This window comes from Vogesella oryzae (genome assembly GCF_902829295.1).
GTDB lineage: Bacteria > Pseudomonadota > Gammaproteobacteria > Burkholderiales > Chromobacteriaceae > Vogesella > Vogesella oryzae.
In genome coordinates this window covers 64,288-90,166 of sequence record NZ_CADEPL010000002.1, presented here as the reverse complement: position 1 = coordinate 90,166, position 25,879 = coordinate 64,288, and the positions used below count along the sequence as shown (strand labels likewise).

29 protein-coding genes are annotated in these 25,879 nt (G+C 65.8%); 24 read left to right on the top strand and 5 right to left on the bottom strand.

Features of this window, described 5'->3' with window-relative positions:
• Window position 1 precedes the first annotated feature (1 nt).
• From HU218_RS00995 to HU218_RS00950, 10 genes are all read left to right on the top strand, one after another.
• Complete coding sequence (locus tag HU218_RS00995) at window positions 2-328, top strand: rhodanese-like domain-containing protein (RefSeq protein ID WP_174873048.1); 327 nt, start codon at window positions 2-4, stop codon at window positions 326-328.
• Between the two features lie 119 nt (window positions 329-447).
• The gene (ung, locus tag HU218_RS00990; protein WP_174873047.1) at window positions 448-1,161 is read left to right on the top strand and encodes a uracil-DNA glycosylase; all 714 of its coding nucleotides are present in this window, start codon (window positions 448-450) and stop codon (window positions 1,159-1,161) included.
• 82 nt (window positions 1,162-1,243) lie between these two features.
• A complete protein-coding gene (locus tag HU218_RS00985; protein ID WP_174873046.1) occupies window positions 1,244-1,456 on the top strand; it encodes a hypothetical protein in 213 nt (70 codons plus the stop codon).
• A gap of 47 nt (window positions 1,457-1,503) precedes the next feature.
• On the top strand, window positions 1,504-2,409 hold the full coding sequence (locus tag HU218_RS00980) for a LysR family transcriptional regulator (protein ID WP_174873045.1): 906 nt from the start codon (window positions 1,504-1,506) through the stop codon (window positions 2,407-2,409).
• Between the two features lie 279 nt (window positions 2,410-2,688).
• Window positions 2,689-3,846: an ABC transporter substrate-binding protein gene (locus tag HU218_RS00975; protein ID WP_174873044.1), complete on the top strand. Its 1,158-nt coding sequence runs from the start codon at window positions 2,689-2,691 to the stop codon at window positions 3,844-3,846.
• Between the two features lie 175 nt (window positions 3,847-4,021).
• A complete protein-coding gene (locus HU218_RS00970; protein ID WP_174873043.1) occupies window positions 4,022-5,035 on the top strand; it encodes an ABC transporter ATP-binding protein in 1,014 nt (337 codons plus the stop codon).
• Window positions 5,036-5,045: 10 nt separating this feature from the next.
• A complete protein-coding gene (locus tag HU218_RS00965; RefSeq protein ID WP_246210684.1) occupies window positions 5,046-5,999 on the top strand; it encodes an ABC transporter permease in 954 nt (317 codons plus the stop codon).
• Entirely contained in the window at window positions 5,989-6,801 is an 813-nt protein-coding gene (locus HU218_RS00960) for an ABC transporter permease (protein WP_174873042.1), read from the top strand. The genes HU218_RS00965 and HU218_RS00960 overlap by 11 nt, the downstream gene beginning before the upstream one ends.
• On the top strand, window positions 6,798-8,249 hold the full coding sequence (locus tag HU218_RS00955; RefSeq protein WP_246210683.1) for a gamma-aminobutyraldehyde dehydrogenase: 1,452 nt from the start codon (window positions 6,798-6,800) through the stop codon (window positions 8,247-8,249). The genes HU218_RS00960 and HU218_RS00955 overlap by 4 nt, the downstream gene beginning before the upstream one ends.
• Before the next feature lie 56 nt (window positions 8,250-8,305).
• On the top strand, window positions 8,306-8,809 hold the full coding sequence (locus tag HU218_RS00950) for an ester cyclase (protein ID WP_174873041.1): 504 nt from the start codon (window positions 8,306-8,308) through the stop codon (window positions 8,807-8,809).
• Between the two features lie 79 nt (window positions 8,810-8,888).
• Here HU218_RS00950 and HU218_RS00945 read toward each other — a convergent pair whose 3' ends face one another.
• Window positions 8,889-9,653 (bottom strand): response regulator, encoded by a 765-nt coding sequence (locus HU218_RS00945; RefSeq protein WP_174873040.1) that lies wholly within the window; start codon window positions 9,651-9,653, stop codon window positions 8,889-8,891.
• A 186-nt stretch (window positions 9,654-9,839) separates the two neighbouring features.
• On the opposite strand from HU218_RS00945, the gene HU218_RS00940 reads away from it, so the two are divergent.
• The gene (locus tag HU218_RS00940; protein ID WP_174873039.1) at window positions 9,840-10,358 is read left to right on the top strand and encodes a hypothetical protein; all 519 of its coding nucleotides are present in this window, start codon (window positions 9,840-9,842) and stop codon (window positions 10,356-10,358) included.
• Between the two features lie 6 nt (window positions 10,359-10,364).
• On the opposite strand, the gene HU218_RS00935 is transcribed toward HU218_RS00940, so the two are convergent.
• Window positions 10,365-11,033 carry a flagellar basal body L-ring protein FlgH gene (locus tag HU218_RS00935; RefSeq protein WP_174873038.1) on the bottom strand — a complete coding sequence of 223 codons (669 nt, stop codon included), beginning with the start codon at window positions 11,031-11,033 and terminating at the stop codon, window positions 10,365-10,367.
• A gap of 140 nt (window positions 11,034-11,173) precedes the next feature.
• Between HU218_RS00935 and HU218_RS00930 the strand changes: the two genes are divergently transcribed.
• A complete protein-coding gene (locus tag HU218_RS00930; RefSeq protein WP_217450670.1) occupies window positions 11,174-12,013 on the top strand; it encodes an EAL domain-containing protein in 840 nt (279 codons plus the stop codon).
• A gap of 62 nt (window positions 12,014-12,075) precedes the next feature.
• Here the strand turns inward: HU218_RS00930 and HU218_RS00925 are convergent, their stop codons facing one another.
• The 3 genes from HU218_RS00925 to thiD form a co-directional block, all read right to left on the bottom strand.
• Window positions 12,076-12,867: a DinB family protein gene (locus HU218_RS00925; RefSeq protein WP_174873037.1), complete on the bottom strand. Its 792-nt coding sequence runs from the start codon at window positions 12,865-12,867 to the stop codon at window positions 12,076-12,078.
• Between the two features lie 83 nt (window positions 12,868-12,950).
• Window positions 12,951-13,565: a thiamine phosphate synthase gene (gene thiE / locus HU218_RS00920; protein WP_174873036.1), complete on the bottom strand. Its 615-nt coding sequence runs from the start codon at window positions 13,563-13,565 to the stop codon at window positions 12,951-12,953.
• Window positions 13,552-14,409: a bifunctional hydroxymethylpyrimidine kinase/phosphomethylpyrimidine kinase gene (gene thiD, locus HU218_RS00915; RefSeq protein ID WP_246210682.1), complete on the bottom strand. Its 858-nt coding sequence runs from the start codon at window positions 14,407-14,409 to the stop codon at window positions 13,552-13,554. The genes thiE and thiD overlap by 14 nt, the downstream gene beginning before the upstream one ends.
• Window positions 14,410-14,472: 63 nt before the next feature.
• Between thiD and HU218_RS00910 the strand changes: the two genes are divergently transcribed.
• The 12 genes from HU218_RS00910 to HU218_RS00855 all read left to right on the top strand — a co-directional run bounded on the left by HU218_RS00910 (window position 14,473) and on the right by HU218_RS00855 (window position 25,847).
• Window positions 14,473-14,637, top strand: a complete 165-nt coding sequence (locus HU218_RS00910; protein ID WP_174873035.1) for a rubredoxin — start codon at window positions 14,473-14,475, stop codon at window positions 14,635-14,637.
• A gap of 26 nt (window positions 14,638-14,663) precedes the next feature.
• Window positions 14,664-15,476 carry a M48 family metallopeptidase gene (locus tag HU218_RS00905; RefSeq protein ID WP_174873034.1) on the top strand — a complete coding sequence of 271 codons (813 nt, stop codon included), beginning with the start codon at window positions 14,664-14,666 and terminating at the stop codon, window positions 15,474-15,476.
• 10 nt (window positions 15,477-15,486) lie between these two features.
• Window positions 15,487-15,837, top strand: a complete 351-nt coding sequence (locus HU218_RS00900; RefSeq protein WP_174873033.1) for an MmcQ/YjbR family DNA-binding protein — start codon at window positions 15,487-15,489, stop codon at window positions 15,835-15,837.
• 1 nt (window position 15,838) lies between these two features.
• The gene (locus HU218_RS00895; protein ID WP_174873032.1) at window positions 15,839-16,255 is read left to right on the top strand and encodes a CopD family protein; all 417 of its coding nucleotides are present in this window, start codon (window positions 15,839-15,841) and stop codon (window positions 16,253-16,255) included.
• Window positions 16,255-16,668 (top strand): DVU_2496 family lipoprotein, encoded by a 414-nt coding sequence (locus tag HU218_RS00890; RefSeq protein ID WP_174873031.1) that lies wholly within the window; start codon window positions 16,255-16,257, stop codon window positions 16,666-16,668. Before HU218_RS00895 ends, HU218_RS00890 begins: the two co-directional genes overlap by 1 nt.
• Complete coding sequence (locus HU218_RS00885; RefSeq protein ID WP_174873030.1) at window positions 16,652-17,113, top strand: CYTH domain-containing protein; 462 nt, start codon at window positions 16,652-16,654, stop codon at window positions 17,111-17,113. Before HU218_RS00890 ends, HU218_RS00885 begins: the two co-directional genes overlap by 17 nt.
• 622 nt (window positions 17,114-17,735) lie before the next feature.
• Complete coding sequence (locus tag HU218_RS00880; protein ID WP_174873029.1) at window positions 17,736-18,167, top strand: hypothetical protein; 432 nt, start codon at window positions 17,736-17,738, stop codon at window positions 18,165-18,167.
• 207 nt (window positions 18,168-18,374) lie between these two features.
• Entirely contained in the window at window positions 18,375-18,794 is a 420-nt protein-coding gene (locus HU218_RS00875) for a flagellar protein FlhE (protein ID WP_174873028.1), read from the top strand.
• Between the two features lie 214 nt (window positions 18,795-19,008).
• Window positions 19,009-19,341, top strand: coding sequence for a thioredoxin family protein (locus tag HU218_RS00870; RefSeq protein ID WP_174873115.1), 333 nt, complete (start codon window positions 19,009-19,011; stop codon window positions 19,339-19,341).
• A gap of 259 nt (window positions 19,342-19,600) precedes the next feature.
• The gene (hemL, locus tag HU218_RS00865) at window positions 19,601-20,878 is read left to right on the top strand and encodes a glutamate-1-semialdehyde 2,1-aminomutase (RefSeq protein ID WP_174873027.1); all 1,278 of its coding nucleotides are present in this window, start codon (window positions 19,601-19,603) and stop codon (window positions 20,876-20,878) included.
• Window positions 20,879-21,047: 169 nt separating this feature from the next.
• Window positions 21,048-25,160: a DEAD/DEAH box helicase gene (locus HU218_RS00860; RefSeq protein WP_174873026.1), complete on the top strand. Its 4,113-nt coding sequence runs from the start codon at window positions 21,048-21,050 to the stop codon at window positions 25,158-25,160.
• Window positions 25,161-25,301: 141 nt separating this feature from the next.
• Window positions 25,302-25,847: a cytochrome b gene (locus HU218_RS00855; RefSeq protein ID WP_174873025.1), complete on the top strand. Its 546-nt coding sequence runs from the start codon at window positions 25,302-25,304 to the stop codon at window positions 25,845-25,847.
• Window positions 25,848-25,879: the final 32 nt, after the last annotated feature.

The window sequence follows — 25,879 nt, the reverse complement described above, 5'->3', positions numbered from 1 at the left end:
CATGATCAGCGAAATCACTGCCCGCGATCTGGCGGACTGGCTGGCGGACGAATCCCGCGCCAAGCCGCTGCTGCTGGATGTGCGCGAGGACTGGGAACTGGCGCTGTGCCGCATCGACGGCTCGCAGCAAATGCAGATGCACCTGGTGCCGCTGCGCCACAACGAGCTGCCGGACGATGTGCCCATCGTCACCATCTGCCATCATGGCGTGCGCAGTTTCCAGGTCGGCCTGTATCTGCAGAATGCCGGCTTTGAAAACGTGCAGAGCCTGCGTGGTGGCGTGGATGCCTGGGCCAACGAGGTTGACCCGGCGATGGCGCGTTACTAGCCTGCCGCTGGCAGACCACAAGCCGTTCCGTACCGGAGCGGCTTTTTCTTTTCCCATGCCCGCCCCGACCGCTGCCCGCCAGCGCCAGTCGGCGTGTGCTCACCGTTATGGCTCCGACAATGACCTATCTTGCCCCCGCCCTTGCCTCCTTGCCCGCTGCCTGGCGTGAACTGCTGTCCGCGCCGGCCCTGGCGGCGCAGTTGCAGGCCATCGACGCCCGCTTGGCCGCGCGCGCCGCGGACGGCGTGGCGATCTATCCGCCGCGCGAGCTGATCTTCAATGCGCTGCATCATGTGGCGCCGCAAGATGTGCGCGTGGTGATCCTGGGGCAGGACCCGTACCACGGCGCCGGCGAGGCGATGGGGCTGAGTTTTTCGGTGCCGGCCGGGGTGAAGATTCCGCCCAGCCTGCGCAATATGTATAAGGAACTGGCCAGCGATCTGGGCATCGCCCCGGCGGCCAGCGGCGACCTGTCGCACTGGGCGGCACAGGGCGTGCTGCTGCTCAACACCTCGCTGACGGTAGAAGCGGATTCGGCCGGCAGCCACGGCAAGATCGGCTGGCAGGCGGTGACCGACGCGCTGATCGATGCAGTGAATGCGGCCAACCCCGGCTGCGTGTTCCTGCTGTGGGGTAACTGGGCACAGAGCAAGGCCGAGCGCATCGACGCGCAGCGCCACGCGGTGCTGAAGGCGGCGCACCCGTCGCCGCTATCCGCCAGCCGCGGCTTCTTCGGCTGCCGCCACTTCTCGCAGGCCAACCAATGGTTGGCCGCACGCGGCCGTGGCGAAATTGCCTGGGGCACGGCGGCTGCGCAGGACAGTCTGTTCTAGTCATGCTGTGCATGCCGCCCATGCGCACATTTCATCTAGCCGGTAAGCTCGGCGGCGTACTGTTTATCGTCGCGACTTTCCAATGAGTCTTTCCCTTTCCGCCTGGCTGGTCAGCGCCATGGCGATTCTGCTCACCGGCGTGGCCAAGGGCGGCTTTGCTGGTGTGTTCGGCGGCATCGCCGTGCCGCAGATGTCGCTGGTGATGCCGCCGGAGGCCGCCGCCGCGCTGACCCTGCCACTGCTGTACTCGGCTCTGACCTGCCTGCCCGCTTCGTCGGGCCGCCCCATGGTGTAAAGTGCAGCCCAAGGCGGGCGACACCGTCACATCTACAGGGGGAAAACGTGGCAATCACGCTGAAGAACGTGCGCTATTTCGTGGCGGTGGCCGAGGCCGAGTCGATTACCGGCGCGGTGCAGGATCTGAACGTGTCGCAATCGGTGGTGACCGAGGCGATCCGCTCGCTGGAGGCCGACCTGGGCGCCACGCTGTTCCAGCGCCACGCGCGCGGCATGATCCTGACCCACGCCGGTTACCAGTTCCTGCGCCATGCGCACCAGATCCTGGCCTCGGTGCGCAATGCCCGCGAGGCGATGCGCGCGCGGCCGGATACCGTCACCGGCCAGCTCAATATCGGCGTCACCAGTCTGGTGTGCGGCTACTTCCTGCCTTACTTGCTGGACCGCTTCCGCAATACCTTTCCGCTGGTGGACGTGCGGGTGGTGGAAGACCAGCGCGAATACATCGAGCATCTGCTGGTCAACGGCGAGCTGGATGTGGGGGTGCTGATCGTTTCCAATCTGGAAAACCGCCAGGCGCTGGAGGCGGAAACGCTGCTGGAATCCGCCTACCGGCTGTGGCTGCCGGTGAACCATCCGCTACTGGAGCTGGGCACGGTGGCAGTAGGCGAGATGGCGCAGCAGCCGCTGGTCACCCTGAAGCTGGACGAGCTGGAAGACGTGGCCACCGCGCTGTGGCGCAGCCAGGGCTTGCGGCCAACGGTGGCGGTGCGTACCAGTTCGGTAGAGGGTCTGCGTAGCCTGGTGGCTACCGGTGCCGGGCTGGCGGTGATGCCGGATCTGCTATACCGGCCGTGGTCGCTGGATGGCGACCGGCTGGAAGTGCGCCAGCTGATGGAAAAAACGCCCTCGCTACAGGTGGGGCTGGCGTGGCGGCGTGGCGCCAAAGTGGCGGAAACGGCACAGAACTTCCTGACCGTGGCGCGCGAGTACACCCGCAGTCACAATTGATTTGATCAATTTTCTATCCAGAAAACAGATATGTCACCGCAAGCAATCGGTAATAAAGATTGCTTGGCGTGGTCCGGCAGCGATTCATCGCCATTACTGCCATTCCTTGCCATGGCTTGCGGGCACGTAGCGAAAAATGCCAACACTCCGGCATAGCATCCGGTTTTTCCGATAGGTCGTATTGGGCAAGTTGCCTTGGTGGTGCCGAAACGCGGTTCCTAGAATGCAGCACACCACTAAAGACGCAATCAATGCGCCGATCTGCAAAGGAGAACTGTGATGAAGCATCGCCTGCATGTCCTGGCTTGCGCCGCCGTCTGTAGCAGCATGGTCGCCACCCCGCTGTTGGCCGCAACGCCCACCACGCTTGGCACGCCGGAAGGCAAACTCAACATCATCGCGTGGCCCGGCTATATCGAGCGCGGCGAGACCGACAAGAATTACGACTGGGTGACCCAGTTCGAAAAGAACACCGGCTGCCAGGTCAGTGTCAAAACCGCCGCCACCTCGGACGAGATGGTGTCGCTGATGAACTCCCCCAATTACGACCTGGTTACCGCCTCCGGCGACGCCTCGCTGCGCCTGATCTATGGCAAGAAGGTGCAGGAGATCAACCCGAACCTGATTCCCAGCTGGAACACGCTGGACCCGCGGGTGAAAAACGGCAACTGGTACACAGTCGGCGGCAAGGTGTATGGCACGCCGTACCAGTGGGGCGCCAACTTCCTGATGTACAACACCAAGCTGTATCCGACTGCGCCGACCAGCTGGGCCGCGGTGTTCGAGCCGGGCAAGCTGGCCAACGGCCAATCTAACAAGGGCAAGGTGCAGGCCTACGATGGCGCCATCTACATCGCCGATGCCGCGCTGTACCTGATGAGCAAGAATCCGGCGCTGGGCATCAAGGACCCGTACGAGCTGAACGAAACCCAGTACCAGGCCGTGCTGCAGCTGCTGCGCCAGCAGAAACAGCTTGCCCACCGCTACTGGCATGACGTCACCGTGCAGATGAACGACTTCAAGAAAGAAGGCGTCGCCGCATCCAGTGCCTGGGGCTACACCATCAATACCCTGCAGGGCGAAAACTTCCCGGTAGCCGGCGTGATTCCGAAAGAAGGCGCCACCGGCTGGGCCGATACCACCATGCTGCACGCCAAGGCGCAGCACCCGGTGTGTGCCTACAAGTGGATGGAATGGTCGCTGAACAAGAACCTGCAGTCCTCGCTGGCCGAGTGGTTCGGTTCCAACCCGGTGGTGGCCGATGCCTGCAAGACCAAGGCACCGGGCGGCAGCGACTTCTGCAAGAGCAACGGCTTTGACCGCTTCGCGCAGATCCGCTTCTGGAAAACGCCGATCGCTACCTGCAAGACCCAGGGCACTTGCGTACCGTACAGCCGCTGGACCAGCGACTACATCGCCATCATGGGCGGGCGCTAAGCCGGCCATCAGGGTTGGCCGCCGGCATGGCGCTTGCGGCCAACTTGTTACCGCGTTTCAAACGAGCACCGCCATGTCCCGCTGAGGGGCGGGGTGTGGCGGCTGCTCACCCGCAGTACGGCGTGCCCGCCGGGCCGCCAGCCTTGCGCGCTGTTGCCGCGCATTGGAGTGAATCATGTCTATTGCCGTCCAGTTCCATCAGGTCAGCCGCCACTACGACAGCGTGCGTGCGGTTGACGACATCAGCCTCGAGATTGCCGAGGGCGAATTCTTCTCCATGCTGGGGCCGTCCGGCTCCGGCAAGACCACCAGCCTGCGGCTGATCGCCGGTTTCGAGCAGCCCACCAGCGGCTCGATCCGTATCTTCGGCCAGGAAGCCGCCGGCCTGCCGCCCAATCTGCGGGCGGTGAATACCGTGTTCCAGGACTATGCGCTGTTTCCGCACATGAACGTGCTGGACAACGTCGCCTACGGCCTGATGCTCAAGGGCGTGCCCAAGAGCGAGCGCCATCGCCGCGCCGAAGAAATGCTGGAGCTGGTCAAACTGGGCCAGTACGGCAGCCGCCGCCCGTCGGCGTTGTCCGGCGGCCAGCGTCAGCGTGTGGCACTGGCACGGGCGCTGACCCTGCAGCCGCGCGTGTTGCTGCTGGACGAGCCGCTGGGCGCGCTGGATCTCAAGCTGCGCGAGCAGATGCAGACCGAACTGAAATCGCTGCAGCGCCAGCTGGGCATCACCTTCGTGTTCGTGACCCACGATCAGGGCGAGGCGATGTCGATGTCCGACCGCGTGGCGGTGTTCAACAAGGGCCGCATCGAGCAGGTCGCCGCGCCGCAGGTGCTGTACAACCAGCCGGCTACCGCCTTTGTCGCCGATTTTGTCGGGGCGGCCAACGTGTTCGACGGCCCGCTGGCGGCCACGTTGGCCGGGCTGGAGCAGCCGTTCGCGGTGCGCCCGGAACGCATCCGTCCCGCCGGCCAGCTGGACGGCGACGTGGTGCGGGTGCCGGGCAAGCTGCTGGACATCCAGTACCTCGGCGCGGTCAGCCGCTACGAGGTGGAAGTGCTCGGCGAGAAGGTGGTGAGCATGGTGCTGCCCAACGAGCACGACACGCAGGCGGCGCCGGCGGTGATCGGCAGCGCCATCACCCTGGCCTGGCAGCGTCAGGCCATGCTGCCGCTGGCCGGTTAAGGGGGATGCCATGATGACTGCCTCCCTGCCCGTCACCCCCGCCGCCCCGGCCCTCGGCCTGTGGCAACGGCTGGGCGTGGCGCTGTACCGCCGCCCCGGCCTGCAGCTGGGTCTGCTGCTGGGCCTGCCGCTGCTGTGGTTCCTGGTGGTGTATATCGGCTCGCTGGCGACGCTGCTGGCACAGAGTTTCTTTACCTTCGACGACTTCACCATGGAAGTCAGCCGCGAGCTGACACTGGCCAACTACCGGCAATTGCTGCAGCCGGCCAACTTCGACGTGGTGCTGCGCACCCTGCTGATGGCGTCGGCGGTGTCGCTGGCGTCGGCGGTGCTGGCCTTCCCGCTGGCCTATTACATGGTGCGCTACGCCCGTGGCTGGAAGAAGGGCTTCTTCTACGTGGCGGTGATGCTGCCGATGTGGGCCAGCTACATCGTCAAGGTGTATGCCTGGACCGTGCTGCTGGCCAAGGACGGCATGGTGTACTGGGCCTACCAGCATCTGGGACTGGGTGGCGTGATGGACTGGCTGATGACGCTGCCGCTGCTGGGTGGCAACTCGCTGACCACCTCGCACCTGGGCCGCTTCGCCGTGTTCACCTACATCTGGTTGCCGTTCATGATCCTGCCGGTGCAGGCGGCGCTGGAGCGGGTGCCTGCCAACCTGCTGCAAGCCAGCAGCGACCTGGGCGCCAACGGTGCGCAGACTTTCCGCCACGTGATCCTGCCGCTGGCGTTCCCGGGGGTGGTGGCCGGTTCCATCTTCACCTTCTCGCTGACGCTGGGCGATTACATCATCCCGCAGATCATCGGCCCGTCCGGCCTGTTCATCGGCTCCATGGTCTACACCATGCAGGGCTCGATCGGCAACATGCCGCTGGCCGCCGCCTTCACCGTGGTGCCGGTGGTGATCATCGCGCTGTACCTGACCGGCGCACGCAAACTGGGAGCGTTCGATGCACTCTGATCAAGACCGCGCCCCGCTGTGGTTGCGCCTGCTGGCCTACGGTGGCATCGGCTTCCTGTTCCTGCCGATCGCCGTGATCATCATCTATGCCTTCAACGCCGAAAGCGCCGGTTACAGCTTTCCGCCCAAAGGCTTCACCCTGGCGTGGTTTCCGGCGGCGTTTGCCCGCAACGACGTGATGCAGGCCATCGGATTGTCGCTGCAGCTGGCCTTGCTGGCCACGGTGCTGGCGCTGGTGCTGGGCACCTTGGCCGCCGCCGCGCTGTACCGCCGCGAGTTCTTCGGCAAGGACGCCATCACCATGATGCTGATCCTGCCGATCGCCCTGCCCGGCATCATTACCGGCATCGCGCTGCTGTCGGCGTTCCGGCTGGCGGACATCCCGTCCGGCTTCTGGACCATCGCCGTCGGCCACGCCACCTTCTGCGTGGTGGTGATCTACAACAACGTGGTCGCCCGTTTCCGCCGCCTGAGCTACAGCCTGGTGGAGGCGTCGCAGGACCTGGGCGCCGACATGTTCCAGACCTTCCGCTACGTGGTGCTGCCGCAGATCGCTACCGCGCTGCTGGCCGGCGGCATGCTGGCCTTCGCGCTGAGCTTCGACGAGATCATCGTCACCACCTTTACCGCCGGCAACGAAGTGACGCTGCCGATCTGGATGCTGAACCAGCTGACCCGCCCACGCGATGTGCCGATCACCAATGTGGTGGCCATGACCGTGATGCTTATCACCGCGCTGCCGATTCTGGCGGCGTACTACCTGACCCGCGGCACGGAAGACACTGCCGGCAGCGGTAAATGACCGAGGTGTATATGGAAAAGACCCTGCAAACCCGCATGCTGATTGGCGGCGAATTTGTCGACGGCCAAGGCGAGCCGGAGCGTATCGTCAACCCGGCCACTGGCGAACTGATTGCGGAAATCGCCGAAGCCAGCGGCGAACAGGTGCAGGCCGCAGTGGCGGCGGCGCAGCGCGCCTTTGCCGGCTGGGCACGCACCACCCCGCGCGAGCGCAGCGAGAAGCTGCTGGCGCTGGCCGAGGCCATCGAGGCGCGCGGCCCGGAGTTCGTGCGGCTGGAGTCGCTGAACTGCGGCAAGCCGTATCACCTGGCGCTGGCGGACGAGATTCCGGCGGTGGTGGACGTGTTCCGCTTCTTTGCCGGCGCGGTGCGCGCCCAGACCGGTGCGCTGGCCGGTGAATACCTGCCCGGCCATACCAGCCTGATCCGCCGCGACCCGCTGGGCGTGGTGGCCTCCATCGCGCCGTGGAACTACCCGCTGATGATGGCGGCGTGGAAGATGGCGCCGGCCCTGGCCGCCGGCAATACCGTGGTGCTCAAGCCGTCGGAGCAGACGCCGCTGTCCACCCTGAAGCTGGCCGAACTGGCCGCCGCCATCCTGCCGCCGGGCGTATTCAACCTGGTGCTGGGCCGTGGCGAAACCGTCGGCAGCCCGCTGATCTCGCAGCCGGAAGTGCGCATGATCTCCATCACCGGTGACGTGTCCACCGGCCAGCGCGTGCTGGAAACCGCCTCGCGCTCACTCAAGCGCACCCACCTGGAACTGGGCGGCAAGGCGCCGGTGATCGTGTTCGACGACGCCGACATCGCTGCCGCGGTGGAAGGCATCCGTACCTTCGGCTACTACAACGCCGGTCAGGATTGCACCGCCGCCTGCCGCATCTATGTGCAGAAAGGCGTCTACGAGCGCTTCGTCGCCGATCTGGCCGGCGCGGTGTCCACCATCAAGTACGGTCATCAGCACCTGGAAGGTGTGGAGATGGGGCCGCTGATTTCCGAACGCCAGCGCAGCCGCGTCGCCAGCTTCGTCGAGCGCGCCGAGCAGCAGCCGCACATCGAAGTGGTGACCGGTGGCGCCATCGGCAGCGGCGCCGGCTTCTTCTACCAGCCGACGGTGATCGCCGGCGCGCGCCAGGACGACGAGATCGTGCGTCGCGAGGTGTTCGGCCCGGTGGTGTCCATCACCCCGTTCGACGACACCGAACAGGTGATCGGCTGGGCCAACGATTCCGATTACGGCCTCGCCAGCTCGGTATGGACCAGCGATGTTGGCCGCGCGATGAAGGTGTCGGCCGAGCTGCAGTACGGCTGCACCTGGGTGAATACCCACTTCATGCTGGTGAACGAGATGCCGCACGGCGGCATGAAGCGCTCCGGCTACGGCAAGGACATGTCGATGTACGCGCTGGAAGATTACAGCTGTGTACGTCACGTGATGATCAAGCAGTAAGGCCATCCGGTTGGCCGCAGGGCTGCGGCCAACCTCGTTCACATAGGGAGAGACACATGTACACAGGAATCACCCGGCGCGTTGCCCTGGCTACGGTAGTGGGCGGTCTGATGTTGTCTGCCGGCAGCTGGGCGGCGACACCTTTGCAGGTGGTGCAGCAATACATGGCGGGCTGGAACGCGCACGACGCCAACCAGGCGGCGATGGCGATGGACCCGGAGGTGGAGTACTACGACGTGACGGTGGGCGAGTCGCAGTATGGCGTGGTGGTGGCGCGCGACAACGTGATCCGCTTCTTCATGAACAGCTTTCCGGACCTGAAGTGGCAGATGCTCGACAAACCGGTGGTGACCAAGAACGAGGTGGTATTCCGCTGGCGCTTCACCGGCACCAATACCGGGCCGAACATCGATGCCTCCATCAACGAAGGCAAGGCCACCGGCAAGCCGATCAACTTCGAAGGGCTGAGCCTGATCCGGGTGAAGAACAACAAGATCGTGTATCAGGGCGATTTCTACGACGCGCTGTCGCTGAACAAGCAGCTGGGGAACATCAAGTAGGTGCTGATGTGGTGAGGGCAAAGGGCTTGGCCATCCGCGTGCGGATGGCCTTTTTTCATGTGCCAGCCTGGCCGCAGGCTTACAGCGGGCGGATCTGCGCGTCCAGCATATAGCCTTCGCCGCGCACGGTGCGGATCAGCCGCGGGCTGCGCGGGTCGTCGCGCAGCTTGCCGCGCAGGCGCGAGATCAGGATGTCGATGCTGCGGTCGAACACTTCCACCGTGCTGCCGCGGGTCAGGTCCAGCAGCTGGTCGCGGTCCAGCACCGTGCGTGGCCGTTGCAGCATCGCCGACAGCAGGCGGAACTCGGCATTGGACAGTGGCACCACGGTGCCGTCGCGGTCCTGCAGCTGGCGCAGGGTCAGGTGCAGCTGCCAGTCGCCGAAGGACAGCCGGTCCGGCGCGGCCGGCGCGCTGGCTGCCGTCTCGTGCTGCTGCCGGGTGCGGCGCAGCACCGAGTGGATGCGTGCCACCAGCTCGCGGATGTCGAACGGTTTGGTGAGGAAGTCGTCGGCGCCGACTTCCAGGCTGATGATGCGCTCGGTGGGATCGCCGTGGGCGCTGATCATCAGGATCGGCACCGTGGAATGGCTGCGCACGCGCTTGCACAGCGACAGGCCGTTCTCGCCCGGCAGCATCAGGTCGAGCACGATGGCGTCGAAGCGCTGTTCGGCCAGCGCCGCCTGCATCGCTTCGCCATTGGCCACGCCGACGGCACCGATGGCGTAGTTGCCAAGATACTGGCAGATCAGCTCGCGGATTTCGTCGTCGTCGTCCACCACCAGCACGCGGATGGTGCCGGGGTCGCTCAGTTGGGTCGGGGGCGGGTAAATGGCTTGCAGCATGGCGTAATGGGATCGGGCTACCGGGTTGGCCGTATTCAAGCCACAGGGTAGCGGCGCCGTAGTGGGCCAAATATGTGCCGTTTGTAAGCATGTTTCTACAATGCGGCCAACCGGAAGCAACAATGCGCTGGCTAGACTGGTCGCCGAATGCCGCAGTCTATGCGGTCGCTAACCGGCCTTCCGCTCATGAAACGTATCCCGCTTGTCGCCACGCTCCTGCTGACACTGTCCGGCTGCATCACCGTACAGTCGCTGCCCAATCCGACGATGGATATCTTCACCTTCACCTTCTCTACCGCCAGCGAGATGCAGGCGTTCGTGGAGAAGGAGCGGCAGCGTTTCGACCGGCGGCAGGCACCGTACAAGCGCATCTGCATCCAGTGGAACGAGGCGGTAACGGTGCCGGACTTTGTGCGGGTGGTGCAGGACGGCATGACGCGCCGCGGGGTGGCTACCCAGGTGTACCAGCCGGGCACCATGCCACGGGATTGCGTCACCTTCATCTATGCCGCCACCCGGGCCTGGGAGAAGGACCGCGCCTATCTCAATTACGCCACCATGGCGTTGCAGAAGGAAGGGCGCACGCTGGCCAGCGTCGCCTACGAACCGCGGGTGATGGACCGCTGGGCCAGTACCGATGCCAAGCTGATCTTCCTGGTCGACCAGCTGCTGTTCGCGCTGCAGCCGCCGGCGGTGGCGCCCTGAGCCGGCTCAGTACACCATCAGCGCCACGCCGAACAGGAACTGCATCCACGCCACCACGCTGGCATCCAGCGGCATGTCGCGGTTGACCTGATCGAGGCGGGCATTGATCACCTGCTTGGAGGAAATGGAGTTGTCGGCCTGCAGGTTGGCCGGATTCACCACCCCGGTCAGGCGCAGCAACGACTGCTTGCCGTTGATCAGCAGCATCTTGTCGCCACCGATCATCAGGTAGCCGTTGGGCAGCACGTCGATGACCGACGCCATCATATTGCCGGTGATCTTGCTGCTGTTCTTGCGCGACTGGTCCAGCTTGTCCTGCAGGTTGTAGTCCGAATCCACATCGACATTGAACAGCTGCTTCACCATGCCGGGCACGGTATTCAGCGCCGCCGGGCCGTTGACCTTGTTGCTGCCGCTGGATTTGTCGTTCAGCGCCTGCGAGCTGCTGCTGCTCAGGTCTTCCTCGATCTTGATGGTGATGGCGTCGCCGACGTGGGCGGCCAGCCGCGTCTCGAAGAACATGCGCGACGAGCTGGGGTTGAAGATCGAACCGTCCGCCGGCATCGCCAGCACCGGACGCAACTGCGGGTAGGCGCTGGTCGGGGTCTGCACCGCCGTCGGCGTGGTACAGCCGGCCAGCAGCAGCAAGGGAAGGATCAGACGCAGATGGGCCATGGCTTGGGTCGCGGAGCAAGGGGTATGCGGCGATTCAAGCACGCGTATGTAGCGGCAGAACGGCCAGTTGGTAGCCGTTTTGTTGCAGGTCGTTACACAATGGCAATGAATGCCCGCCGCGACGCCATGCCGCGCGGGTCATGATTTCGCTCGGCAGCCGCCACGCTGCGGACTATGCTGCAACCATTGTCGCTACCGGTATCCCCTTGATGACCTCCCAGCCCACCCTGGCAGCATTGCTGCCAGCCTTGCAACGCGATGGCGACGGCCGCTATCAGGCACAGTTTGCCGGCTATCGCCTGCACAGCGTGTTCCAGCCGCTGTTCTACCGCAGCGGCGGCGTGTTCGGGCACGAGGCATTGTTGCGGGTGCAGGATGGCGACGGTCAGCCCTTGCGCCCCGATCTGCTGTTTGCCGCGCTGGACGACGGCGATGCGCGGCAGCTGGATGTGCTGACGCTGTTCATGCATGTGCACAATTTTGCCCAGGCCCGGGTGGAAGGCTGTCTGTCGCTCAACGTGCAGGCGGCGTCATTGCAGCAGGACGGGCTGTTGTCGCTGCTGCAGCAGTTGCTGCCGGCACTGGGGCTGGCGGCGGACAGCATGGTGCTGGAGGTGCTGGAATACGAGCTGGAGCACAGCCCGTTGCAGCTGGCTGGCAGCCTGCGGCAGTTCTCGCAGGCCGGCTTCGGGCTGGCCATCGACGATTTCGGCGCCACCGCTTCCAGCCATGGCCGCACCCGCGCGCTGTGTCCGGACATCATCAAGTTCGACCGCAGCATGCTGCTGGACCAGCAGCTTGGCGACGGCGGCCGGCTGGCCAGCGAATTGCAGCTGGCCTGGGAAATCGGCTGCCGCAGCGTGGTATGCGGGGTGGAAAACGCCGACCAGCTCGCCGCGATGCAGGCGCTGGGGCTGGAGCTGTATCAGGGCTTTCATCTCGGGCGGCCGGCGTTGCTGCCGGTGCGCGAGCTGCTGTAGCGCGGCCAACGTTGGCCGCATGACTGGTCCGCCCCGGTCATGCCGGCGCTGCTTGCCGCTGGCTAGAGGGGCTCGCCGGCCAGTGCCAGCAGCAGTTCGTCGATTTCCTGCAGGTGGGTGGCGTCGTGCGCCACCATGTCGGCGACCAGTTCCGCCAGCGTCAGCCGGCGCACCCCTTCCCAGCTGCCGATGCGCGCCTGCGCGGCGGCATCGCAATCCTGCAACACCGCCAGCAGTGCCTGGCGCGCGCGATCGAAACCGGCAGCCGCCTGCTGGTAATCCTGTGCCAGATAGTCCCGCTCGATCGCCCACTGGCTGCCGTTGACGTCCTGCAGCACCGGCTGCGGCTGCTGCAGCATCGCCTGCACCCGCGGCAGGAAGGCATCGTTATCCAGATCGCGCAGGTGGCACAGGTGCTCCAGCGCGCAGAAGGCGGTGCCGGCCGGGCGCAGCTTGCGTTGCGCCGCCGGTAGTGCGGCCAACCTTTGCTGTACCAGCGCCGGCATGGCGGCCAGCTGTTGCAGCAGTTCGGCGAAGCTGTGGCGGCGAGGTGTCGGCGACCACACCGCACCGTAGCTGAAGTAGCCGCCGGGCACGCGGCCGCGCGGGCGCAGCAGCTCGTGGCCGTGGCGGCGCATCACATCGCCGACCATCGCGCCGCAGAACTGGCGGGCGGTCTGATCGGCGGCAAGCTCCGGAAAACGGCTTTGCAGATCGTGCACGATGGCGGTCACCGCCGGAATTTCGGCGCGCGACAGCGCCGCGTACTCGATATAGCGCTGCGGGCTATCGATCAGCGCTTCCAGCTGGCGGCCCAGGGCGGTGAGGCGGAATTGGTCGAAACGGTTGTGCATGGCGGGCTCGCTAGTAACGTATCGTTTTGATACGTTACTAGCCTTGCCGCGCCTTGTACAGGGTTGTCGCGTTGGCCGCAAGCTCAGTCGAACAGCGCGGCCAGGGCGATGGCGCGTTCGGTAATGCCATCGCCGTCGAACAGGCCGCCGATCACCGCAATGGCGTCGGCGCCGGCGGCGACCACCTGGCCGGCATTGGCGGGGGTGATGCCGCCGATGGCCACGCGCGGCACGCCCAGGTCGGCGCTTTGCGCAAACAGTTCCAGCGGGGCATGCACCGCCTCCGGCTTGGTGCCGGAAGAGAAAACCGCGCCAAAGGCCACGTAGTTGGCGCCGGCAGCCACCGCGGCGCGGGCCAGTGCCAGGCTGTTGTAGCAGCTGGCGCCGATCAGCGCGGCCGGCCCCAGTGCGGCGCGGGCGGCGGCAATGGCGGCATCGTTGCGGCCAACGTGCACGCCGTCGGCGTTCACTGCCCGTGCCAGCTCGATGTCGTCATTGATGATGAACAGCGCGTGCCGGCTGCGTGCCAGGCTGGCGAGGATATTGGCCTGCCACAGCCGGCGCACGGTGTCGTTACTCTTGTTGCGGTACTGCAGTACCCGCGCGCCGCCATCCAGCGCCGCGCTGACCTGTTCGATCAGCTGCTCGGTATCGTCGGTATCGGGGGTGATGACATACAAACCACTAACGTTGGGCATCTTGATCCTTGTTGTCGTCTTCGCCGGCGTCGTCGTTGGCCCAGAACAGCCGGTCGGGAATGTACTGGCCCATGCCGGGGCGGAATCCGTAGCGCAAGGCCTGCCAGGTGTAGTCCTGCGCTTCCTTGACGGCTTCCGGTACTGCCAGGCCGCGCGCCACCAGGCCGGCTACCGCCGAGGCCAGCGTGCAGCCGGAGCCGTGGAAGCTGCCGTTGAGGCGCGGCCAGCTATCCATGCGCACCTCGCCGCTGCGGTCGTAGAGGCGGTTTTCCACGTCGCGGGTGGTTTCGTGGGTGCCGGTGATGAACACGTAGTCGCAGCCCAGCCGCGTCAGGCGTTTGGCGCAATCGGCCAGGGTGATGGCTTCTTCGTCGTCTTCATCGTTGGCCGCCAGCCGGCGCGCTTCCATGCTGTTGGGGGTCAGCACCGTGACTTGCGGCAGCAGCATGTCGCGCAGCACATGGACCAGCTCGTCGCGCGACAGTTCGTCGCCGCGGCCGCTGGCCAGCACCGGGTCGTAGATCAGCGGGATATCCGGGTAGTCGGCGGCCAGCTCGGCAATCGCCACCACGTTGTCGATACTGCCGAGCATGCCGACTTTGAACGCTGCCACCGGCATGTCCTCTAATACCGCACGGGCCTGGTCCAGCACCCACTCGTCGTCGATGACCAGAAAATCCTGCACCCCGCGGGTATCCTGCACCGTCACGGCGGTAATCACCGACAGCGGATGGCAGCCCATGCTGGCCAGGGTCAGGATGTCGGCCTGGATGCCGGCGCCGCCGGTGGGGTCGGAGCCGGCCAGCGTCAGCACGATGGGCGGCAGCTCGATGTCTTGGCTCAAGGTTTATCCTCTTTGTGCAGGAGCATTTACAATGTGTATTTTAACCGTTCGAGAACAGAAACCATGCAAACCTGGATGTGCCTGATTTGCGGCTTTATTTATGACGAGGCCGCCGGCCGCCCGGAAGACGGTATTGCCCCCGGCACCCGCTGGGCCGATGTACCGATGAACTGGACTTGCCCCGATTGCGGTGCGCGCAAGGACGATTTCGAAATGATGGCATTCTGAGCCATCACTTGACGGATGCATAGACAATGAACACCACTCTGCGAGCTTGTAGTGCCGGTCTGCTGGTTGCGGCGGCGCTGGCCGGATGTGTCAACACCACCGCCGGCGGCGAGGTAGGGGTCAACCGCCGGCAGTTCATCCTGCTGTCGCAGCAGGAGGTCGACCAGACCTCGGCCCAGGCTTACACCCAGGAGCTGCAGAAGGCCAAAACGGCCGGGGCGCTGAACAGCAATGCCGTCATCACCCGCCGCGTGCGGACCATTGCCGAACGCCTGATCCGCCAGACGCCGGTGTTCCGCGCCGATGCCCGCAACTGGCAGTGGGAGGTCAACGTCGCCACCTCGCCGGAGCTTAACGCCTACTGCATGGCTGGCGGCAAGATCATGGTCTACAGCGGGCTGGTGGAAAAGCTGGGGCTGAGTGACGACGAGCTGGCGACCGTGATCGGTCACGAGATGGCGCACGCGCTGCGCGAGCATAGCCGCGAGACCATGAGCCAGGCCTACGCGCAGCAGGCCGGCCTCAGCATCGTCGGCCAGCTGGCCGGCCTGTCGCAGGGCTCGATGGAGCTGGCGGCGCTGGCCACCGACGTGGCACTGACCAAGCCGCACAGCCGCGGCATGGAAAGCGAAGCCGACACCATCGGTCTGGAGCTGATGGCGCGTGCCGGCTTCAACCCGCAGGCTTCCATCACCCTGTGGCAGAAAATGCTGAAGGCCGGTGGCGGCAGCGGTCCGGGCTTCCTGTCCACCCACCCGTCCGGCGAAGACCGCATTGCCCAGCTGCAGCGGCTGATTCCCAAGGTGATGCCGCTGTACCAGGCCGCACCGAAGAAGTAAGCGGTTTCACGTGGAACTGACCCCCGCCCGGCTGGACGACTTGCTGCAGTATGCGCGGGGCTTGCCCGGCGCCACGCTGGAGCTGCTGTGGGGTGGCGTGCAGGTGCTGAAGGTAGAGGGCAAGATGTTCGCTACCTTCAGTGCCGCTACGCTGGCCTACAAGGTGGCGGACGAGGATTTTCTCGCGCTGTCCGGCCTGCCCGGCGTGCGTCCGGCGCCGTATCTGGCACGCGCGCGCTGGATCAGCGTCAGCGGCACCGCGGCGCTGGACACCGCCCAACTGCAGCAAGGGTTGGCCGCATCCTGGCAGCTGGTGCTGCGTAAACTCCCCAAGCATGTACGCGCTGCGTACGGACTCTGACATGGCTTATCTCTATCTCAAGGCGTTGCACATTTTCTTTGTGGTGGCCTGGTTCGCCGGCCTGTTCTACCTGCCGCGCATCTACGTCAACCTGGCGCTGGCACAGCCGGGCGCCGAGTTCGATCGCCTGCTGCTGATGGCGCACAAGCTGCTGCGCTTCATGACGCCGCTGGCGGTGCTGGCGGTGGTGTTCGGACTGTGGCTGATGCTCGGCTACGGCATCGGCGGTGGCTGGCTGCATGCCAAGCTCACGCTGGTGGCCGCGCTGATCGGCTATCACGGCTACTGCTTCAAACTGCTGGCCGATTTCCGCGGCGGGCAAAACCGCCGGAGCCATGTCTGGTTCCGCGTCTTCAACGAGCTGCCGGTGCTGGTGCTGCTGGCGGTGGTGATTCTGGTGGTGGTCAAACCGTTCTGATGAAATTCGCCCTTCCCCTCATTCTGCTGGCCGCCCTGCTGGCCGGCTGCAAGCGCCAGGACTGTACCGATGGCGTGTTCGTGCTCAGCGGCCAGGACTACGGCGATGCCCCTGCGGCCAACGTGGCGCCGCTGCCCGGCCGCCTGCCGCCGGGCCAGCTGCCGGCCGGCCTGCAACCGGCTGCCGATGGCCACTATCCCGGCACCAAGGCGTACTGCAGCGTGCTGGCCGCCCACAGCGACTACAGCGACGCGCTGAAAGGCAACCGCCTGCAGCGCGGTAGGCCCTGGTTTGTCTACCGGCTGGATGCCCGTTGGCCGCAGGATGTTTATCCCTATCACGAGGCCGACTGGCGCCTGAAGGCGCCGGCCCGCCTGCTCAAGAAAGAAGAATCGCATGGCAGTGGAAATTGAACGCCGCTTCAAGGTAAACGGTGACAGTTGGCGCGGTCTGGCCGAAGGCGTGCGCTACCGCCAGGGCTACCTGTCGGTGGAAAAGGAGCGCACCGTGCGCGTGCGCGTGGTCGGCGACCAGGCCTGGCTGACGTTGAAGGGCCAGATCAGCGACATCAGCCGTCACGAGTTCGAGTACAGCATTCCGGCCAGCGAAGCGCAGACCATCATGGATGCGATGTGCCCGATGGTGGTGGACAAGCTGCGTTACCGCATCGAATTCGGCGGCTTTATCTGGGAAGTGGACGAGTTCTTCGGCGACAACGGCGGGCTGGTGCTGGCCGAGATCGAACTGCCGTCGGAAGACACGCCGTTCGACAAGCCGGCGTGGCTGGGCGAGGAAGTCACCTTCGACGGCCGCTATACCAACGCCTACCTGTCGAAGAATCCGTTCGGGTCTTGGTGAGCGGTTGAGGCGGCGGCCGAGGTTGGCCGCAAGGTGAGGTGAACAGGGGCGAGCCGGTTGGCTTGCCCTTCTTTCTTTATGTTGATAACGCGGAAAGTCGGATATGTAGGCGGGTGCTGAGCCTGCGAAGCCCAGCGTTTACCGCGAGTGAGTGACCAAAGTTGACCGCAAGCCTTGCTAGGTTTGCGGCCAACCTTGTTTTGTCTGGTGACTCCGCTGCGCGGATTTTTTATCTGCTGCTTCCCGCGTGGCGGCGGGGTACTTTCTTTTGCTTCGCCAAAAGAAAGTACCCAAAGAAAAGGCGACCCGACGGCGCAGGAATTCCCGTAAAACCGGCCGCCATCCCGGCGGCGCTCATACGCTAAAAGGGGCTGCTTATTTCCGGGCTGGCGGCCGTTTTCACGGCCTGCGCCAACGGGGTGGGTGGCGTTGGCCACTCGTAGCCTGGATAAGCCACAGGCGCATCCGGGGGAGGTACTACAAAATACCCGGCACCTTAACGCCATTTGCATATTGCAAAACAGCATTGACATGACGACACTACTGAGTCGTGCCGTAGACGGTGAGTCAAACCTTGGGGTAGCCCATAAACTTTGCATGCTTCAGAAAAAGATCATAAATCATGAACAAACGCTTAATCACTTCCTCAATGCTGCTCATCTTTTGTCTTGCCCTGTCGGCCTGCAGCACACCAGCAGTACCGACACAACTTACCAGCCAACTAGACCAAGATCGCTCTGCTCGTCTTGTCGGTACTTGGCGCTTCAGTAAAAGCGATGATGAATTGTCGCTACAGGGTACGACCACTTTTCGGTCGGACGGCACATTTGCGGGTAGTGGCATTGCTCAAATGAGGCAGCAACAAATACCAATTTCTGTTGCTGGAACCTGGCTGGTCAAGGATGGCTATCTGGTTGAGCGCATCACTGCCATGTCACCGCCCATCTTTCGACCCGGCCATACCATCCGTGACCTGATTCTCGAAATCACCCCCGAGAAGTTCAGTTCTCAAACTGAAAAGGGAGAAATCAATGTGGAGCATCGTCAGGAGTAGCTTGGCTCATTTCTATGCCAGCACGGTGGCTTGGGCTGAGCCTGCGAAGCCCAGCGTTCACCGCGTATGAATTCAAGGTTGGCCGCATCGCCGCGCAGGCATGCGGCCAACCTTGTTTGCGGCGGTGCGAACGGGCACCAGGCTTGCTTGTCTCAAGCATTTTGTAGCCTTGTTGCCGCCCGGTCACGCCGGGGAAAGGAGCGCCGCATGTCCCGTACCGCCCGCTGGCCACGCCTGCTGGCCGCCCTGTGGCTTGCCTCGCTGCCCTCGCTGGCGGCGGCCGGCGCCGGCTCCTATGCCAGCGATACGGTGGGCCCAGGCATTGCCGTGCGCAACCTGCCGTACCGCGCCGCCTTTCCGCTGCAGGGCACTCCGCCGGCGGATGGCCGCATCACCTCGGTGTACTACGCCTGGCATTTCTCGCCGCGCCCGTCCGAGCTGACGGTGCTGCTGTGCCAGGGCAGCCGCTGCGTGAATGTCAGCCAGGACGCCAGCGGCAGCACGGCGGCGTTTCGCGGTTTGAACCCGACGCAGCCGTTTCAGCTCCAATACTTTGTTACCGGCCGCGGCGCGCTGATGCCGGTGCTCAGCGGCAAGCAGCAGCTGGCGGTAAGCTACGAGTTCTAACCGCGTATGCACGCGCTGCTACGCGTCGGCGATACGGCGTTAAAAACGTCTGCGGAATACTCATTTACCACCTGTAAACTCCGTTACTTCCGCCGTTTTCGCCTTGTCTCGCTCTGGCTCGCCAGATCGTGAACCCACTCTGCGCCGGCGACGGCAGCATTTGCCGCTCCGGCCACACTCCGGCGCTAGCCGCAGCGCCGGTATGGATGATCGCATGCCCTATATTGCCCACTACTCTGCCACCGCTCCCGAGCGCGCCGCACTCGACGCCGCTGCCGAACCGTTGCTGCTGGAGTTCGGCGTTGACTGGTGCCCGCATTGCCAGAACGCGCAGCCGGCCATCGAACAGGCGCTGCGCGCCTATCCGGCGCTAGCGCACCTCAAGGTGGAGGACGGCGCCGGGCGCCGGCTGGGGCGCAGCTTCCGCGTCAAGCTGTGGCCAACGCTGATCCTGCTGCGCGACGGCGTGGAGGTTGGCCGCGTGGTGCGGCCGCTGGTCGCGGCCGAAGTGACCGACTTGCTGGCGTTGCTGCCGCCTGCGCCCTGACGCCGGCTGCACGGTTGGCCGCAGGCGGAACACCGCGTTGTTGCGGCCAACTAGCCCGCGGCGGCGATTTGCCGGAAAATCGCGGTCTTGATTTCACGTCGGCGCCCGCAGAAGGCGCCCCGTCTGGACCCAGGTCAACGCCGCGCCGGCCACAACCCGCTATCGTGGCCGACAGGAATTCCCGTCCGGTTGCCGCGCGCAGCCGCTACCGCACCCAATGTGAATCGCAGCCGTCCATGGCTGCCTGAAAGGAAACGCAATGTCCCGCAATCTGGAACTGTTTGAACGTGGCAAGCAAGTGATCCCCGGTGGTGTGAACTCGCCGGTGCGCGCCTTTGGCCAGGTCGGCGGCACGCCGCGCTTCGTCAAGCGTGCCGAAGGTGCCTACTTCTGGGATGCCGACGACAAGCAGTATCTGGACTACGTCGGCAGCTGGGGCCCGGCCATTCTCGGCCACGCCCACCCCGAGGTGATCAAGGCGGTGCAGGAGGCGGCCGTCGGCGGCCTGTCGTTCGGTGCGCCGACCGAAGGCGAAGTCGAGATCGCCGAGGAAATCTGCAAGCTGCTGCCGTCGATCGAGCAGCTGCGGCTGGTGAGCTCCGGCACCGAGGCCACCATGTCCGCCATCCGTCTGGCGCGCGGCTATACCGGCCGTGACCTGATCGTGAAATTCGAAGGCTGCTACCACGGCCACTCCGACAGCCTGCTGGTGAAGGCCGGGTCCGGCCTGCTCACCTTCGGCAACCCGTCCTCCGGTGGCGTGCCGGCCGATTGCACCAAGCACACCCTGGTGCTGCAGTACAACGACGTGCAGCAGCTGGCCGACACCTTCAAGGAGCTGGGCGACAAGATCGCCTGCGTGATCCTGGAGCCGATCGCCGGCAACATGAACCTGATCAAGCCGTCGGCCGAGTTCGTGCAAAGCTTGCGCGCGCTGACCGAACAGCACGGCGCGCTGCTGATCTACGACGAGGTGATGACCGGCTTCCGCGTGGCGCTGGAGTGCGCGCAGGGCCTGCACGGCATCACCCCGGACCTGACCACGCTGGGCAAGGTGGTCGGCGGCGGCATGCCGCTGGCGGTGTTCGGCGGCCGCGCCGACATCATGGCCAGGATCGCACCGCTGGGGAATGTGTACCAGGCCGGCACCCTGTCCGGTAATCCGCTGGCGGTAGCCGCCGGCCTCACCACGCTGAAGCTGATCCAGCAGCCGGGCTTCCACGCCACCCTCGGCGCCCGCAGCGCGCGCCTGGCCAATGGCCTGGCCGACGCCGCGCGTGACGCCGGTGTGACTATGACCACCGACAGCGTCGGCGGCATGTTCGGCTTCTACTTCAGCGACAAGGTGCCGACCAGCTACGCCGAGGCCACCCAGTGCGACATCACCCGCTTCAAGGCCTTCTTCCACGCCATGCTGGACGAGGGTGTGTACCTGGCGCCGTCGGCATACGAAGCCGGCTTCACTTCCATCGCCCACAGCGACGAGATGATCGAACAGACCATCGCCGCCGCCCGCCGCGCGCTGGCGCGCATCTGAGCCTTGCGGCCAACCTTGGCCGCCGCGCTGCACCCCTGCCGTGGCAACGTGGCAGGGGTTTTTCTTTGCCCGCCGATGGCCGCCGGCGGCGCCTTGGCGTAAACTTTCGGGTTCGTTTTGCAAAATAGCGGCGCACAGTCAGCTGTGCGCGGCCAACCCGATTGCCTACATGACCACCTCCGATTCCCTGCTTTCCCTCGACCAGCTGCCGGCGTCGCATCTGGCGGTGCTGCGCGCGCTGGCGCTGCTGCCCAACGGTGAAAACAAGCCCAATCTGCTGATGTTGCTGAGCCTGAACCTGATCCGCGATGCGCAGGGCAAGGCGCTCAACAACGACACGCTGGGGGCGGTGCTGGGCGATCTGGAACATCGCGACGCCATCGTGCGCACCGCCGGCCTGCCGTACCGCGTGGCGCCGCAGGCGCGCAATGCGGTGTTGCTGCAGCTGCTGGACGAGCAGGCCGAGTTGGCCGCGTGGGGCGAACTGCTGTGTGACCACATCCCGCTGCCGCGCGGCACGCCCAGCGCGCCGGCGGTGCAGCTGCGGCTGTGGCTGGCGATCCTGCAGGGCCGCGCCGAAGCCACCGCCGAATGGCTGGCGCTGTACCAGCAGCTGGTGCAAGGCAGCAGCGGTGCGCAGCCGCAGCCGCCGTTCAAGCGGCTGTTCCACACCGCCGCCGGGCGCGCGCTGTTCGACCGGCTGGACGACGACATCCAGGTGCAGTTGCTGATGGACTACCTGCCGGACGCCAACTGGCGGCTGGACCATTTTGCCGACGGTTACCGCTACGCGGTGGCGCGGCTGGAAGACGGCTACCGCGACTGGGACGACCTCACCGCGCAGCTGTTGCAGCAGGCGCTGTGGCGCGGCGACTTCGCGCAGGTCACCCAGCCGGGGGCGGAGGGCGACGGCCTGCCGGTGGCACGGCGCTTCTTCCTGCCGGTGATGCAGGGACGCTACGCCGAAGCGCTGGACGTGGTGGCGGACTGGCTGGCGGATATCCGCCGCGAAACCAAGAAGCGTTCGCTGGACCTGCCGGCGGTGCTGAACGCGTTTTACTGCCTGGCGCTGATCGGCAGCCGCGACGACAAGCGTCAGGCCGAGCTGAAGCAGGCGATCGCCGCCGGCGTGCGCCAGCGTCACGGCCACTGCTACTACGTGCTGCAGCATCTGCTCACCGTGCAGGAAGGCGCGGCGATGGCCGCCGGCGTGCAGCTGCCGGATGCCTCGGTATTGAGCGGCTTCGACGGCCTGCTGCTGGCGCTGGCCGCCTACTGGCTGGACGTGAAGCAGGCGCGCACGCCGGCATGGCAGGCGGCGCTGACGGCGTTCGGCCAGCAACTGCAGGACGAAGGCTATGTCTGGGCGGCGCAGGAAGTGGCGGCGCTGCTGCAGCGCCAGTTCGGCATCGCCCGCGAGCAGCCGGACTGGCATGCCAGCCGCCAGCTGACCGCGCTGGTGGACATCTATCGCCGCCAGGAAGCCTGGCAGCACGCACTCAACGCGCTCAAGCTACTGGGCGCCGGCAAGGAGACTCCGCTTACCGTGGACAGCAAGGATACCCGTCTGGCCTGGTTCATCACCGTGGCCCCGCATGGCGTGCTGATGGAGCCGCGCGAACAGAAACTGGGCGCGCGCGGACAATGGAGCCGCGGCCGTGCGGTGGCGCTGCGCCGGCTGCTGGAAAGCAGCGACGAATTCGATTCCCTCGGCGAGCCGGACCGCCGCATCCTGCGCCAGATCAAGTCGGCGCACGACAGCTACTACGGCGGCGGCAGTGCCTACGAACTGGACGGCGAGAAATCGCTGCCGGCGCTGGTGGGCCACGGCGCGGTGTACTGGGCCGATGCGCCGGACGTGCGCGTGGACGTGCTGGCCGGTCAGGTGACGCTGCAGCTGACCGAGGACGCGCGCGAGATCCGCGTGCGGCTGAATCCGAACAAGATCGTCGCCGACAGCGACGTGGTGTGGGAAAAAGACACCCCGACACGGTTGTCGGTGTACCAGGTTGGCCGCGAGGTGCGTCAGATCGCCGCCATCATCGGCCGCGAGCTGACGGTGCCGCTGGCCGCCAAGGCGCAGCTGATCGACGCGGTGACCAGCGTGGCACCGCTGGTGCCGATCCACTCCGACCTGCCGGAGCTGGCCAGCAACCTCGATAGCATCCCGGCCGATGGCCGCATCTACGCCCACCTGCTGCCGCTGGCGCAGGGCCTGCGGCTGCAGTTGCTGGTGCGGCCGCTGGCCGCGGCCAACTGGTGCAAGCCGGGCAGCGGCATGGAAAGCATCGTCGGCGAGGTGGACGGCCGCACGGTGCAGACCCGCCGCAATCTGGCCGCCGAGCGCGCCGCGCTGCAGCACGTGCTGTCGTCGTGCCCGGCGCTGGCCGCCGCCGACAACGACGGCCAGGAATGGCAGCTGCCGGAACCGCAGCAGGCGCTGGAAGTGTTGTCGGAACTGCAGCAGCTGGAGGCCGGGGTGCTGGAGTGCGTGTGGCCGGAGGGCGAGCGGCTGCGCATCAAGTCGCGGCGCGGCCTGCCGCAGCTGCAATTGAGCGTGAAGCGCAATGGCGAGTGGTTCGTGCTCAACGGCCAGCTGAAGCTGGACGATGGCCGCGTGCTGCAGCTGAAAGAGCTGCTGGAGCTGGCCTCGCAGCAGCAGGGCCGCTTCATCACCCTCGGCGAGGATGACTGGCTGGCGCTGACCGACAGCATGAAAAAGCGGCTGGAAGAGCTGGCGCTGCTGGCCGACCACGTTGGCCGCGACGGCGTGCACTACGCGCAGCTGGCGGCGCCGGTGCTGGCGGAGTTGTCCGGCGAGGTCGGCGAGTTCGATGCCGATGCCGCCTGGCAACAGCAGCTGGCGACGCTGGACACGCTGCGCGACTTCAAGCCGCAGCTGCCGTCCACGCTGCAGGCGTCGCTGCGCGACTACCAGCTGGAAGGCTACAACTGGATGGCGCGGCTGGCGCACTGGGGCGTCGGCGCCTGTCTCGCCGACGACATGGGTCTGGGCAAGACGGTACAGACGTTGGCACTGCTGCTGGCGCGTGCCCCCGGCGGCCCGCAGCTGGTGGTGGCCCCGACCTCGGTGGCGCTGAACTGGCTGTCGGAAGCCGCCCGCTTCGCCCCCACCCTGCGCGTGCGGCCGTATCACCAGTTCCGCTCGCTGGTCGATCTGGGGCCGTTCGATCTGGTGGTGGTGAGCTATGGCCTGCTGCAGCTGGATGCCGACGCCTTTGCCGGCGTGGCGTGGCAGTCGGTGATCCTCGACGAGGCGCAGGCGATCAAGAACGCCGGCACCAAGCGTTCGCAGGCGGTGATGGCGCTGCAGGCCGGTTTCCGCCTGGCCGCGTCCGGCACCCCGATCGAGAACCACCTCGGCGAGCTGTGGAACCTGTTCCGCTTCCTCAACCCCGGCTTGCTGGGCAGCCAGGAGCGCTTCCAGCAACGCTTTGCCGGCCCAGTGGAGCGTGGCGACAAGAACGCGCGCGCGGCGCTGAAGGCGCTGATCCAGCCGTTCATCCTGCGCCGGACCAAGAGCCAGGTGCTGCACGAGCTGCCGCCGCGCACCGAGATCACCCGCAAGGTGCCGCTGTCGGCGGAAGAGCTGCATCTGTACGAGGCAATGCGCCAGCAGGCGGTGGACAAGCTCGACCAGCTGCAGGGCACCGACGGCAAGCAGATGCAGGTGCTGGCCGAGATCACCCGTCTGCGCCGCTTCTGCTGCCACCCGCAGTTGGTGCTGCCGGACAGCGTGATTGCCGGCAGCAAGTTGGCCGCCTTTACCGAGATTGCCGAGGAGCTGGTGGAAAACGGCCACAAGGCGCTGGTGTTCAGCCAGTTCGTCGACCACCTCAAGCTGGTGCGGCAGTGGCTGGACGAACAGGGCATCGCCTACCAGTATCTGGACGGCAGCACCCCGGCGCGCGAGCGCAAGGCGCGGGTGGATGCGTTCCAGCGTGGCGAGGGCGATATCTTCCTGATCAGCCTGAAAGCCGGCGGCACCGGCCTCAACCTCACCGCCGCCGATTACGTGATCCACCTCGACCCGTGGTGGAACCCGGCGGTGGAAGACCAGGCTTCCGACCGCGCCTACCGCATGGGCCAGCAGCGGCCGGTGACCATCTACCGGCTGGTGGCGGAGCACACCATCGAGGAGCAGATCGTGGCGCTGCACGGCGTGAAGCGCGACCTGGCCGACAGCCTGCTGGAAGGCGGCGACGCCAGCGCCAAGCTGGACACCGAGGCGCTGCTGGCGCTTCTCAAGGGCGAGTTGTAAGCGCACTGCGGCCAACCCTGACGCCCGCCCGGCCTTGCCGCGGCGGGCGTTGCCGTTGGTGGCGAGCGTGGTTGGCTGCTAAGGACGTCTTAAGCCGCGACGGCTATGCTGTAACCATACATTGACCCTTGGAGCCGGCTGATGCTTCGCAATTCGCAACATAGTTATGGCGTGCTGGCGCGTGCCTTCCACTGGCTGTCGGCCATCGCCGTGCTGGGCGCGCTGTTCTGCATCGAGATCAACGATTTCTTTCCGCGCGGCTCGGCCGAGCGGCTGCAGCTGCTGCTGTGGCATATCGACGCCGGCCTGCTGACCGCGCTGCTGCTGGTGCCGCGTCTGCTGTGGCGGCTGGGTAACCGCCCGCCGCAGATCACGCCGGCGCCGCAGCCGCTGTTCCAGCTGCTGGCGCATGCCGGTCACTGGGCGCTGTACGGCCTGATGCTGGCGCTGCCGCTGTTCGGCGTGCTGGCGCAGCAGGCGGCCGGCAAGCCGGTGGCGCTGTTCGGCGTGGCGGTGCCGGCGCTGCTGGCGCCGATGCCGGAGTATCGCCACCTGCTGCGGGAAATCCACGAGCTGCTGGGGAATCTGATGATCGCCGCGCTGGCGCTGCACGTGGCCGCCGCAGTCTGGCATCACCGCTTCCTGCGCGACAACACCCTCACCCGCCTGATCGGCCCGCTGCGCTGAGCTGTCCTTCCGGCGGGCTGTGCAGCGGCCGC